This window comes from Bradyrhizobium sp. USDA 327 (genome assembly GCF_041262065.1).
Lineage (GTDB): Bacteria > Pseudomonadota > Alphaproteobacteria > Rhizobiales > Xanthobacteraceae > Bradyrhizobium > Bradyrhizobium liaoningense.
In genome coordinates this window covers 1-12,279 of sequence record NZ_JBGCCW010000001.1, presented here as the reverse complement: position 1 = coordinate 12,279, position 12,279 = coordinate 1, and the positions used below count along the sequence as shown (strand labels likewise).

Genomic DNA, 12,279 nt, shown 5'->3' with positions numbered 1-12,279 from the left:
TGATTCGCAGCAAGAATCCTCGCCGCTGTCAGGCAGAAAATCCACTCAAGCTACTGTCCGAATTTGCGGGGCCAGCTCTATTGTCCTGGATACCCGTGCCCGGAAAGTGCATCACCCCGATCGGGAGGAGCTCCAGCATGGCATCGTTACGCTTGAACGGTGCCGCCTTGGCGTGCTTGGTCCAGTCGGGCTTGAAGGCGATCTGAGGCACCTTGCGATTGGTCGCCCATTTCGAAGCGATCAGTTCGGCGCCTTTCGGCGAGCCGCCATGAAGCAGGACCATGTCGGGATGCTTGGCGCAGACCTTGTCGAGGCGATCCCAGATCAGATGGTGATCATTGAAGTCAAGCCCGCCGGTGAGTACGATTTTTGGTCCGGGTGGTAACATGACCTCGGTTTCTGCGCGACGCTTGGCTGCAATGAAGTCGCGGGAGTCGATCATGGCTGCGGTGAGGGTGCGATGGTTCACCAGGGATCCCGATCGGGGTCGCCAGGATGAGCCCGTATGTATCTCGAAACGCTCGATCGCCTGATCGCGGAAGAGCTCAAGGCAATGGCGCCGTTCGATCAGGGTGATGCCTTCCGCCACGAGGCGCTCGAGTTCGACCGATCGGACCTCCGAGCCGTTCTGCTCGCGCGAGCTCTTCTGCTGCGCCTGTTCGTTGTCATCGAGTTGGCGCCCAATGCGGTCTACTGCACGATGGAACAGATTGACGGTCGACCAGAGGAGATCGCCAAGGTCCGGCTCGAGTCGCGTGTCGCTCAAGGTCGCAACGAGGGCATCGAAGATGTCGGCCACGGCGCCGGTGATGAGCTTGCCCTCGGGAAGCGGCCGCGGATCGGGCTCATCGTCGAAGGGGCGATAGCCGAAAAGCTGGAGTTCAGTGAGAAAGTGATTGATCGGAGATGCAGTGGATTGCGGTTCGCTGTCGTGATGGTCGGTCATGTCTGGGATCCTTTGCCGGAACGGCCGCGCCCATCGCGGCCTTCGTGGCGATCACTCAGACGGCAGGCGGAACGGGCCAGAACCCGAAAGGGCCGGAGCGACAGCGGAGGATGGCGAAGGCCGGCTATTTTGCTTCGCGATGCAAAGCGCGCAGCTCCACATGTATATTGTGTCTCTCATCGCGGGCGCGGCGGAAAATAGCCGGGCGCAGCCATTGCCGGCCCGGTTCGCTTGCCGTCCGATCGCCCTCTAGAAGGGCCGTGGTCGCGTCCTCTTTTCCGGACTGGATTCGCAGCAGCCGGCCTAGTGGGACTGATCGAAGTACCAGGGCTATCGTGCGGGCACGTTCGAGCAGTGCAGGAAGCGGACGACGTCCTCTGGGACGAGTTGAAGATGTAAGACCGCCTGCAGGGCCTCAAGGCCGAAAACGTGAAGATCTTCGTTGAAATCGCCCAGCCGCGGCGACAACGCAATCGCTTCAACGCCGGCGGCTTCCGCTCGCTGGGTGAGCGTAGCCTGCACGGCATCTCCGGCGGCATCGGCGTCACGTGCGATATAGAGCCGACGCAGACCAGACGGTAGCATCATGGCTGAGAGGTGATTGGCCGAGAGCGCCGCTGCCATAGGCATAGTCGGCAGCACACAGCGCAATGAAAGCATGGTCTCGATCCCCTCACCGGCGGCGAGCACGTCGTCCACCGCGCCGAAGCGAACGGCGTTGCCAAGGAGGTCGCCCATGGCCCGTCGTGGCGTGTCGATGGGAGCCTTGCCGAGACGAATGCGATCAAAGCCGTCTGGATCGAGCCAGGTTCGGTGCGCCCCGGTGATCCGCCCCTCAAGGTTCGTGACGCGGGCGATCATCGCCGGCCAGGTTTCGGTCGGCGAATGCTCATCCGGCCGACAGTAGCAACGAGGGTGGAAGCGCAGGCTGCCACCATGGTGGGCAACAGCAATTCCGCGACGCTGCAAATATTTTTCGACTACCGTCCCCTCGATCGGGCTGGATATCGCAAAGAGCCGGCGGGCGGCTTCCTGCGACCCAGCCGGCGCCATCGAACGACCGAGGTTCGAGACCGGCTGCGGATCAGGACGAGGAAGCTTCAGAAACCGCCTCGCTTCCTCGGCGACCTCGCTGAAGTCTCGCAACCCCCGGCATTCGCGGATGATGTCGAGAAGGTCACCATGCTCGCCGGTCGCAGCGTCGGTCCACTTGCCGGCGGGGCCCTTAGGTGATTCCTGGAGCCGCACGAACATCGAGCGGCCGGGCGTGTTGTGGACGTCGCCGACCACCCAGTACCGCCCCGCCCGCTTGCCATTGGATAGATAGTATCGGCACACTGCCTCGGCCTCGCGCGCGAGGCGGCGTGCCAGTTCGGAAGGCGCGGGGGACATCACGCGGCCTCCCGCTCACTGACGCGCGCGACCGGGTAGGTGTCGAGCACCTTTGTCAGGATCCCGACGCCGCTTGCGTCCGTGGGCACGAACATCCGCAGCTTCCAGGATATGATTTCACCAAAGAGGCCGTAAGCGCGGAGGCGATCGCGCATCGTGTCGTCGAATCCCCACAGCTCGATGCGATTCGCGCCCATGACACGGACGCGGCCAAGCTGGAGCCCCTCTGCGAGGTCGAGGACGGTACGTCCCTCCATCACCGCAGCAAAGGCAGCATCCGGCGTTACCGTGGGCGCGTCCTCCGAGACGACGTTTGCGACCCACGCGGCTGAAACCTTGCGGCCGATGATGCGTTCGCCCGCATCGGTCTGGAGCCGATAGACGCGGGTCGATTCGTTCGGCAATCGTTTCCAGATGGGTAACAGCAAGCCGGCCACGACGTGGATCGTGCTTTCCGTGAACTCAGGTACCTCGGCAAGCTCCGCCAGCCAGGCCGCGGCAAAACGTTCGCGATCCGCTTCAACCCAATGGCTCTCCGCCATCATGTTCAAGGGGACCTGGTGCTGCTCCATAGGCCGGATCAGGCGGACGCGGCGCTCGATCTCGCCATCCTCGAGCATGATGCTCGGGGCCGGAACCTGCACGGCGGCCCGGCCCGAGCGCTCGTTGATCAGCAGGACAGCATGATTGGAAAGGCGGGCAAGGGCGTTGTCCAAACCAACAGGATGGTTACGCTGGCGCTGGACAATGGTGAGCAGCCGCGTCTCGGCGCCTGTGCGCGGATGGACATAGATCATCCTCCGGCCGCTGACGACAAAGCTTTCGGCACGGAGCGTTTCCAGCCCGAGGTCATAGGTGCCGGACGCAACAGCGCCCTCGATCCGGGCGGTCAAGAGCTGCTCGAAGGCAGTGAACAGGATATTCTGCAGGTCGATGGTGAGCGCTAACAACCTGTTCAGAAAGGTCGTGATCGGCGGCAGGTCATCCCTGAGCCCATTGGCATCCGTCAGCTTCAGGCCGGTCGCAGCCTCGAACTTCTCAAGCGAACATCCGTCGACCTTGCCTCGCGCTAGCAACGTGTAGAGTTGACGCAATGCGTCACGCCCGTACTGGCTTTCGAGATTGTCCTCGGGCCGGAACAGCCCTTGCCCTCCGGTCTGGCGCTGGCCGCGCGTGATGGCTCCCAATGTGTCGAGCCGGCGGGCGATGGTGCTGAGGAAACGCTTTTCGGCCTTCACGTCGGTCGCGATGGGACGAAACAGCGGCGGTTGCGCCTGATTGGTCCGGTTTGTCCGGCCGAGCCCCTGTATCGCAGCATCCGCCTTCCAGCCGGGCTCGAGCAGATAGTGGACCCGCAAGCGGCGATTCCGCGCCGACAACTCGGCATGGTAACTCCTCCCGGTGCCTCCCGCGTCGGAGAACACGAGGATGCGGTTGACGTCGTCCATGAAGGCCGAGGTTTCAGCGAGATTGGCCGAACCGGCGCGGTTTTCGACCACCAACCGGTCGCCCTTACGAATGATACGGCGCGAGCGGCCGGTCACTTCGGCGACCATGTCGGTGCCGAAGCGCTGCACGATCTGATCCAGCGCGCCAGGTACCGGAGGCAGCGAGGCGAGTTTCTCGATGAGGCGGCCGCGTCGTGCTACGGCTTCCCGGCTCTCAACCGGCTGGCCATCGCGATAGACAGGCCGAGAGCCGAGGTTGCCCTCAGAGTCGGTGAACGGCTCGTAGAGCTGGACCGGGAAGGAATGGGCGAGATAGTCGAGCACATACTCGCGCGGGGTGATGTCGACCTGGACGTCGCCCCAATCTTCGGTCGGGATCTCGGCGAGCCGGCGCTCCATCAGCGCTTCGGCCGTTGAAACAATCTGGATGACAGCGGCATGGCCGGCGTCGAGATCGCGGTCGATCGATCGGATGAGCGACGGCGTCTTCATCGAGGTCAGCAGATGACCGAAGAAGCGCTGTTTGGCGCTCTCGAAGGCGGACCGGGCCGCGGACTTCGCCTGCCCGTTCAGCGTTCCGGTTTCGCCGGTGATGTTGGCGGCCCGCATCGCCGCGTCGAGGTTGTTATGGATGATGCTGAACGCATCTGCATAGGCGTCGTAGATGCGAACCTGCTCCGGCGTAAGCTGGTGTTCAACGAGCTCGTACTCGACGCCCTCATAGGACAATGAGCGGGCGGCGTAGAGTCCGAGCGCCTTGAGGTCGCGCGCCAGCACCTCCATCGCCGCGACCCCACCCTGCTCGATTGCCTCGACGAATTCGGCACGTGTGGCGAATGGAAAGTCGGCACCGCCCCAAAGGCCGAGGCGTTGGGCATAAGCGAGGTTGTGGACGGTGGTGGCGCCCGTCGCCGACACATAGACCACGCGAGCATTGGGCAAAGCGTGCTGGAGCCTCAGGCCTGCGCGCCCCTGCTGAGAGGCCGCCTGGTCGCCGCGCTCGCCCTCGCCCCCGACCGCATTCTGCATGGCATGGCTCTCGTCGAATACGATCACTCCGTCGAAGTCGGAGCCCAACCATTCAACGATCTGCCTGACACGCGAAAGCTTCTCGCCACGCTCGTCGGTGCGTAGCGTGGCATAGGTGGCAAAAAGTATGCCTTCCGAAAGCCGAATCGGCGTGCCCTGGCGAAACCGAGACAGGGGCGTGACGAGCAGTCGCTCCATGCCGAGTGCGGACCAGTCGCGCTGGGCATCTTCGATCAGCTTGTCGGATTTGCTAATCCAGACGGCCCGGCGGCGGCCCTTGAGCCAATTGTCGAGCAGGATCCCAGCGACCTGCCGTCCCTTGCCCGCACCGGTGCCATCGCCCAAGAACCAGCCGCGGCGAAAGCGGACGGCAGTCTCTGCGTCGTCGCGCGCGGCGGCCACAACATCAAAGGTCGCATCGACCGTCCAGGAGCCCGCGAGAAACTCGGAATGCGCCTCGCCGGCATAGATGATGCTCTCGATCTGTGCGTCTGACAGAACCCCATCTGGCACCAGGGTCGAATGCAGGTGCGGACGGTAAGACGGCTTCGGCGGCGCAACGGACGCCATCGCCGCCGACTGCACGAGCTTGGTCGGATGTGCACACGATCCGGGAATACGGATCGACTGCAATCCGAACTCCTCATAGAGCGCATCGGTGAGGCGGGCGCTTTCCGGCGGCGACCATTCGACGATCTTGTACGCAAGCTCCACACCTTCTGGCGCGCTCCCCGAAGTGGATGAGGGGCTGGGTGCAATGGCGCCGGCCGATCGGGAGATTGCAGGGCGCCTAATGACGTCGGCTACGACCGGCGCAGTGACGGGCAACCTCGGGGGCGCATGCTGGGTGACCCACTCGAGCAAGGCGGGGACATCGCCGGCCATGCCTTGCGAGGTGGGAAATGCCTTCGGATCGGCAGCGGGTAACTTGTCGATGACGAGCAGCCTCGTGTCCGTCTGAGTGCCGTGCTTGGCGTAGACGGCGCCGTCGATCGCGGCAGAAAACACGACCCGTCCGCGCTCCTGGAGGCGAACAAAGGCCTCTAGCCACGCCGGGTTATCCGGCGCAAGGCCCGCGCCAGCGATGGCGACGAGGCGTCCGCCATCGCGAAGACGCGCGAGCGCCGAAGCGATGTGCCGGAAGGCGGCGTCCGCCATTCGTCGATCGACATTCGCCACCGCGGAGAACGGCGGGTTCATCAGAACGACGCTCGGCACAACGCTCGCGTCGAGGTGGTCATCGATCTGAGCAGCATCGAACCGCGTGACGTTAACATCCGCGAATAGATGCTCGAGCAATCCCGCCCGGCTCTCGGCCAACTCGTTCAACACCAAGTCGCCGCCGGCGAGCTCGGCAAAGATGGCGAGCAAACCGGTCCCGGCAGACGGCTCCAGAACGCGATCGGCGGATGTAATGGCGGCTGCGGTGCATGCAATCAGCCCAAGCGGGATCGGCGTCGAGAATTGCTGAAGCGCCTGACTGTCCTCGGAACGCCGCGTGTGGGTCGGCAGACGGTTCGCGACTTTCGCCAGCATCGGCAGCATGGCGGCCGTCGAGCCAGCCCTGGCCCGTATGGCCGGTCCGAACTTACGAAGGAACAGAACGGTTGCCGCCTCGCAGACGTCATAGGCGGTCTTCCAGTTCCAGGCGCCGGCCGCGTCGGAGGCGCCGAACGCAGCCTCCATGGCGCTACGCAGAACAGCGGCATCGATGCCCCTACCGCGTTCGAACTCGGTCAGGAGCTGTCGCGCTGCCCTGACGGCGGCGGAGGTGAAAGTTGCAGCGGCGCGCAACGAAAGCGGCGCGGCGGCAGCGCCGCCGACGAGAGATTCGGTCATGGCAGGAATTCTTTCGGAGAGCAGGAAGGGGTCGAACCGCCAGGCGCTCTCCTCTGACCTGGACGGCTCAAACCCTTCCCGGCCCGCTCTCCCTCTCAGACCTCGGGCATAAAAATAGGGACCGGCGCCGCACGCCGGTCCCCCGCGCTACTGCGGGACGGCCGTGCCATCCCGCTCCTTAATTTCATTCAGCCGCGTCGAGCTGTGCGGATCATCGTCGCTGGCGTTTTCCTGATCCTCATCGTCGGCGAGGAATTCGGGCAGCCGGCCCGCTTCGCCCTCCTGCCCCACTGGCGCTGCATCGGGATCGACGAGACGCAGCGGCTCCGGCAACCAGCCTGAGCCATCCAGAAGGCGCTCGGCCTCCTTGGCCATGTCGGCCTTCTTAAGATGGTCGATCAGTTGAGCCGACGACTCGCCCTTAGCCTCCCGTACGGCCTCCAGAATGCGCGGCTTGGTGACCCGGCCGAGATAGTTGTCGACGGAGGGCTTCCACCCTGCCTGCACCATGTCTAGCCCGACCGCCCGCGCCAGCACATCAGCGCGGTCGAGACGCGTGCGGACGCCGTGTGCTGAGACGCGAGCCTGATTGTAGCGATTGGCCGGCTCATAGACGGCATTGACCGCAAAAGATGCACAGTGGGCGAACAGCGATGCTTGTGCACCACCATCGAGAGCCGTTAGCGCATCCCAAAGATCGTTCTCCCTCTTCGGCAACCGCGCCTTCCAGGCCTCGTGCCGCGCCTCGACAGCCTTGGCGGAGGCGCTTTCCCTCAGCCCCGGAGCTTGGGCAGGAAAGTTCGGCGTGCGAAGGCCGATCTCTAGACAGCTTCCGGATGACGCGAACCGGTAAAAGGCCGTCAGCACGAAGTTGTGCAGCACCGCTGGAACGCGATCGCAGGATTTTCTGCCAGCGCGTCGCGCAATGCCAACGTGCGATGCGCCGTCAGCTCGGTGATCAACCGATCCGGCAGAGGCCTGGCCGCGTCGTCATCTTCTTCTTCGGCATCAGGCGCACTACCCGCGACTGCGATGACCGTGCGCTGGACTGAAGTGCTGGGCTCCTTCCCTTCGTTCGACGACGGATCGGCGGCCTGCGCGATATCAGGATCGGTTGCCGGCACTTCGTCCTCAGGCCGGACGTAACCACGATACACGCAGAGCCGTCCTTCGGAATCGATGCTGATGAAGACACCAGCCCGGGCGATCTCCGCCGGATCGTAAAGCATCGGCCGGTTCTCGAACGCCGCCAGCGCCGACTCGATTTCGCCGAGGCGCTGATCGACTTCTTCGGGCAATTCGTCGGCATCCTGGTATTCGGTTTCAAGCTTGGCTTGCTCGGTGTTCAGGGCATCGATGGTGGCCCGCTCCCCAGGCGAGAGATCGACAGATTTTCCTTCGATTTTCCGGAGGCCTTGTGTGTGACCGTAGGAGAACTCTACGGCGACTGAGATCCACTTCCAGCCCTCGGCAGCAATCGTCTCAGCTTCGGCTTTGAGTTTTCGATCACGAGGCGGTCGAGCAACACGATATCCTGAAGCCAACCGCCGTCGTCGTGCTCGAACAGATCCCGCAGAACGCCGCCACCCGCCTGCTGATAGGCGTCGAGGCCCACGAATTGCGCCCGGCGATCGGACCCGCGCACTGTGTTCTCGGTGAGCATGCGGCGGATCTGGTATGGCTCGTCATAACCGGAACGGCTGAGGTTCTCCCAGACTTGCTCCTGGCGGGCGTGATCCGCAGTAACTGAGAACGCCATGAGCTGCTCGAGCGTCATGCCGTCTTCGGCATAGACGTCATGCAACTTCGGCGAGACCGACGCCAGGCGCAGGCGCTGCTTGACGATCGCAGGGTTCACGAAATGGCGCGCGGCAATGTCTTCCTCGCTCATGCCGAGATCGCGGAGCGTCTGGAAGGCCCGAAACTGATCAAGCGGATGCAGGCCGACCCGCTCATCGTTCTCCGCCATCGAATCGTCCTCGGCAAGGCCCCCTTCGCGAACGACGCACGGCACCGCCTGCGTCCTCGACATCCGCTTTTGTTTCACCAGGAGCTCGAGAGCGCGATAGCGCCTGCCTCCCGCTGGTACCTCGAACATGCCGGTCTCGTTGCCATCAGGATCAACGACGGCCCGGACACTTAGACTTTGCAGAAGCGTACGCTGCGCGATGCTCTCGGCTAGCTGCTCGATCGAAACGCCGGCCTTGACGCGGCGAACGTTCGATTGGCTGAGCACGAGCTTGTTGAAGGGGATGTCCCTTGAAGGCGACAGCGTGATCTTTTGTACGGCTTTCGTCATTTTGGCTCTCCACGACGGGCGGCCGTGAGACTCTCTCTCGGCTTCCAACCCGTCGCGAATAGCGCCCCCTCCTCTCACTCTTGCGCGGCGACAGGAGGCCAAGCATCAAGCCGTCTCGTGATCGGCAACAGCCGAATCCAGCGACGCGTGCTCAATGGGCTCGGGAATGAAGCCGAGCAAATAGTCCGCGGCCTTGCTCGCCTGTCAGGCGGCACGCACGATAGCCCGATTGTCTTCGCGCAGGACTTCGAGCCAGGAGCCAATATAGTCGGCATGGCGCACGGTCGGGACGATCCCGAGCGACGCGCAGCTGAACGCGGAGCTCAACTCGGCGACCAGTTCTTCGAAGGCATATTTCTTGGTGCCATAGGATCCGCTAAGATCGCGGTTGAGGCGCGAGCGATGTCCGGTCGCGTGGCCGAGTTCATGCAGCGCGGTGCGGTGCCAATTGATCGGCTCGAAATAGGCCTGCGGCGGCGGGACCTGCACGAAGTCTTCGGCCGGCGCGTAGAATGCGCGATCGCCACCAATCCGAAATGTGATCCCGGTGGCCCTGATCAAAGTTTCCACGGTAGGCTCGATCAGACCTGGCGGCGGTGGCGGAGCCGCGGTCGCGATCTCGCCGGGGAGTCCGTCGCATTGGTCCGTGTTGAAAACGGTAAATCGCTTGAGAAATGGAATGGCCTGCGCTTCGTCGCCGGTCTCGGCGGCGCGCTGTTTCTCATCGCGCGGCACGAAACGGTCGGCGTAGACCACCGCGGTGCCACGCTCCCCCTTGCGCACATAGCCTCCAAGCGACAGCGCCTGCCGAAACGTGAGCCAGCTTTGACCGCTGTAACCATGCTCGATCGTGCTTCCCCAGAGCAGAAGGACGTTGATCCCGCTGTAGGACCGATCGGTCGAAGCATTTTTCGGGATGGCCAACGGCGCTTTCGCCGCGGCCGTACCCCACGGCTGAACCCAGGGGACGCGTCCGGCCTCAAGCTCGACAATGATCTTGTCGGTAATTTCGTTATAGAGGTTCGCCCGGTCCTGGCCGGCGCGCGCGCGAACAGTAGGATTTGACATCGCGGTTCTCCGCGACGGGCGCCGCGAGCCTCTCTCGCAGCTTCTAACCCGTCACGAAAACCCAGCCTGCACTCTTACTCTCAGACTCTTCGCAATCTGCCAGGCTGCAGGCCTGATCAGGCGTGCGCCAGGGGCGCATCGCCTTCGAGAGATGGCACCCGCAGGAGCGTGAGCATAGCGACGCCGAAGGCGGCACGCGAGACCGAGTGCGGCGACGAGACCGGTTCAATAGCGGCACCCGGGAACGGGGCAGTGATAGCGATCGCCGCAGGCGAGCCCCTTTCCCGAGTGCCCCCGGCGAGGAGCTCCAAAGCCTAGCGCGAGATGCTCGGTCAGCTCAACCACACAATGCAGGGCTGCATCGTTTATCCGAAGAAACGCAGGCATGAGCCGGAGCCCCTGCAACTCTCGCATCGCTGATGGACTTTAGTCGTTCATTTCGGAAGTCCACCGCAGCTTCCTGCAGTTAAGCAACTGGTTGCTGTGTGCATGGCACGCAATGCGCTCCGTTCGGGCTTGTCTCGCATTCTGCAGGAGCCGCCAACAGCCGGCGCAGCCACTTCTGGTCTGCCTCCCGCCGGGCGTTGAAGCGATCGACGCATTTCCTGGAGCAAAGGGCCGTTCGCCACCAGTAATGGCGGATCAGCCCGAACCTTCCACCACACACCGCACAGCACCCTCGGTTTTCGGAGCTATGAGAGCTATTCTGCATTTTCGCCTCCTTTGGCGGACGCTCGTGCGGCAACATCGTGCCCGCACGTAAAGAGCGGCACCGTTTCTGCTAAATGTGGCTGCATTTTCGGGCACCGGGCGCACGAGCTCGGCTCTTTGTGCGCCCTCGTGGCGAAGCGATACGCTCGATCGCGTTGCGTCGCCCGATTAATCGGCGACTGTAGCCAGGTTTTGATCTCGAATGATGCAATGAGCAGCGCTGGAGAGACAAAATCCTGCGCAGATGCATACAATGCCGGCGTTTTTCGCCGGATACCTCCTCGGGGTAGCAGCATCCCACTGTACCCGCGAGTCCAGTTCCGGCGCGGTCGACTCAGGAGGGGCGACGTGTGATCGCCCTATTGACGTTCGCGATCCGCTCCCATCTCGACCATAGTCACGAAGGTGTGCGGCTGCTCTCCGGCGCCGCCAATCTGCAGCCGTCGCGCACAGATCACACGCCGTCCGCGAACGGGGCTGTCGATAGTATCGACAATGGGTTCGAACTGTTGCTTCTGGGCAAGCAACTGCCGGTCGCGCCGTTCGATCAAGTCGGCCGCCTCCGGGGAGAACAATTCGCGCGCGGTCCTGCCGACGATTTCGGCCCGCGACATGCCGATCATCTTCTCCGCCGCCTTGTTGACGAAGAGGTAACGCAAGGTGCGCGCGTCCTTGGCGATGATGCCTTCGTGAACGTTCTCGACAATGGTGGCCAGCAGACGCTCAGTCCTCTCCAACATCCGCTGGCCATGTCGCAGGTCGGTGACGTCCTCATGCACGGACACCCACCCGCCGCCATCCATCGGACGCTCGTAGATATTGATGGTGCGGCCGTCATTTAGCGCGATCTCATAGGCGGTCGGCTCGCGCCGGGCGATTCGATCGACAATCGCCGCGAGATGTTTCGCGATGTCGTCGCTGAAGAGCCCGCTCTTGATACGATGCTGCAGGATTTTCTCCAGCGTAGAGCCAGCCCTGATCGTCTCTGGCAGATTGTAGATCCGCCGATAGTTATTGTTCATCGCGACGACATTGGCCCTGCCGTCAAGCATGATGAGGCCTTGCGGCATGCTGTTGATCGCCGCCGATAACTGCCACTTCTTGGCCTGGTACTTGTCGTTGAACTGGTCGCGCTGGGTTATAGCGGCGTCGCGTTGCTGCGCCGTGTTGAACTCGAGCTGCTCCAGCTCTAGAATCTTTTGCATGGCATCACGGAAGTGCTGCATGTTGGGCCAGATGCCCGATCTCGTCGTGCCGCATCAGATGCGGCACCTCGCTCTTGATGTCTCCTGCGGCGATCCGGTCGGTTGCTTGCGCGATATCGGAGAGCCGCCCGACCACGGAGTCGCGCATGACGAGGACGTTGATCGCGGCAAGGACCAGCGCCGCGAGTCCAAGCATGAACAGGTACCAGGCCGCATAGCGGTTCTCGTCAGCAAGCTGGTCGGCTTCGCGGGCTCGCTTATCGTAGGATCGCTGCAGTGCCTCGAGGTCAGCATTGAGCTTGCTGCGCACGGTGCGATTGGCCTGGTTATCGTCCCATTCAC

5 protein-coding genes and 2 pseudogenes are annotated in these 12,279 nt (G+C 63.2%); all 7 read right to left on the bottom strand.

Annotated elements, in window-relative coordinates:
- Positions 1–28: 28 nt before the first annotated feature.
- On the bottom strand, positions 29–946 hold the full coding sequence (locus tag ABIA42_RS00035; RefSeq protein WP_370115823.1) for a DUF2493 domain-containing protein: 918 nt from the start codon (positions 944–946) through the stop codon (positions 29–31).
- A 330-nt stretch (positions 947–1,276) separates the two neighbouring features.
- A complete protein-coding gene (locus tag ABIA42_RS00030) occupies positions 1,277–2,338 on the bottom strand; it encodes a toprim domain-containing protein (protein WP_038936984.1) in 1,062 nt (353 codons plus the stop codon).
- Positions 2,338–6,654 (bottom strand): strawberry notch-like NTP hydrolase domain-containing protein, encoded by a 4,317-nt coding sequence (locus ABIA42_RS00025; protein ID WP_370115825.1) that lies wholly within the window; start codon positions 6,652–6,654, stop codon positions 2,338–2,340. The genes ABIA42_RS00030 and ABIA42_RS00025 overlap by 1 nt, the downstream gene beginning before the upstream one ends.
- A 184-nt stretch (positions 6,655–6,838) precedes the next feature.
- A pseudogene (locus tag ABIA42_RS00020) lies at positions 6,839–8,953 on the bottom strand (ParB/RepB/Spo0J family partition protein).
- Between the two features lie 105 nt (positions 8,954–9,058).
- Positions 9,059–10,021, bottom strand: a pseudogene (locus ABIA42_RS00015) (ArdC family protein).
- A 1,070-nt stretch (positions 10,022–11,091) separates the two neighbouring features.
- Positions 11,092–11,958 (bottom strand): PAS-domain containing protein, encoded by an 867-nt coding sequence (locus ABIA42_RS00010; protein ID WP_011084426.1) that lies wholly within the window; start codon positions 11,956–11,958, stop codon positions 11,092–11,094.
- Positions 11,942–12,279: HAMP domain-containing protein (locus tag ABIA42_RS00005; RefSeq protein WP_370157106.1), on the bottom strand; the 338-nt coding region annotated here is incomplete at its 5' end. The genes ABIA42_RS00005 and ABIA42_RS00010, both read right to left, overlap by 17 nt.

What these genes read in the sequence shown, in the direction of transcription:
- ABIA42_RS00010 (WP_011084426.1), bottom strand. Translation starts at nt 11,958, where the DNA reads ATGCAGCACTTCCGTGATGCCATGCAAAAGATTCTAGAGCTGGAGCAG.
- ABIA42_RS00025 (WP_370115825.1), bottom strand. Translation starts at nt 6,654, where the DNA reads ATGACCGAATCTCTCGTCGGCGGCGCTGCCGCCGCGCCGCTTTCGTTG.
- ABIA42_RS00030 (WP_038936984.1), bottom strand. Translation starts at nt 2,338, where the DNA reads ATGTCCCCCGCGCCTTCCGAACTGGCACGCCGCCTCGCGCGCGAGGCC.
- ABIA42_RS00035 (WP_370115823.1), bottom strand. Translation starts at nt 946, where the DNA reads ATGACCGACCATCACGACAGCGAACCGCAATCCACTGCATCTCCGATC.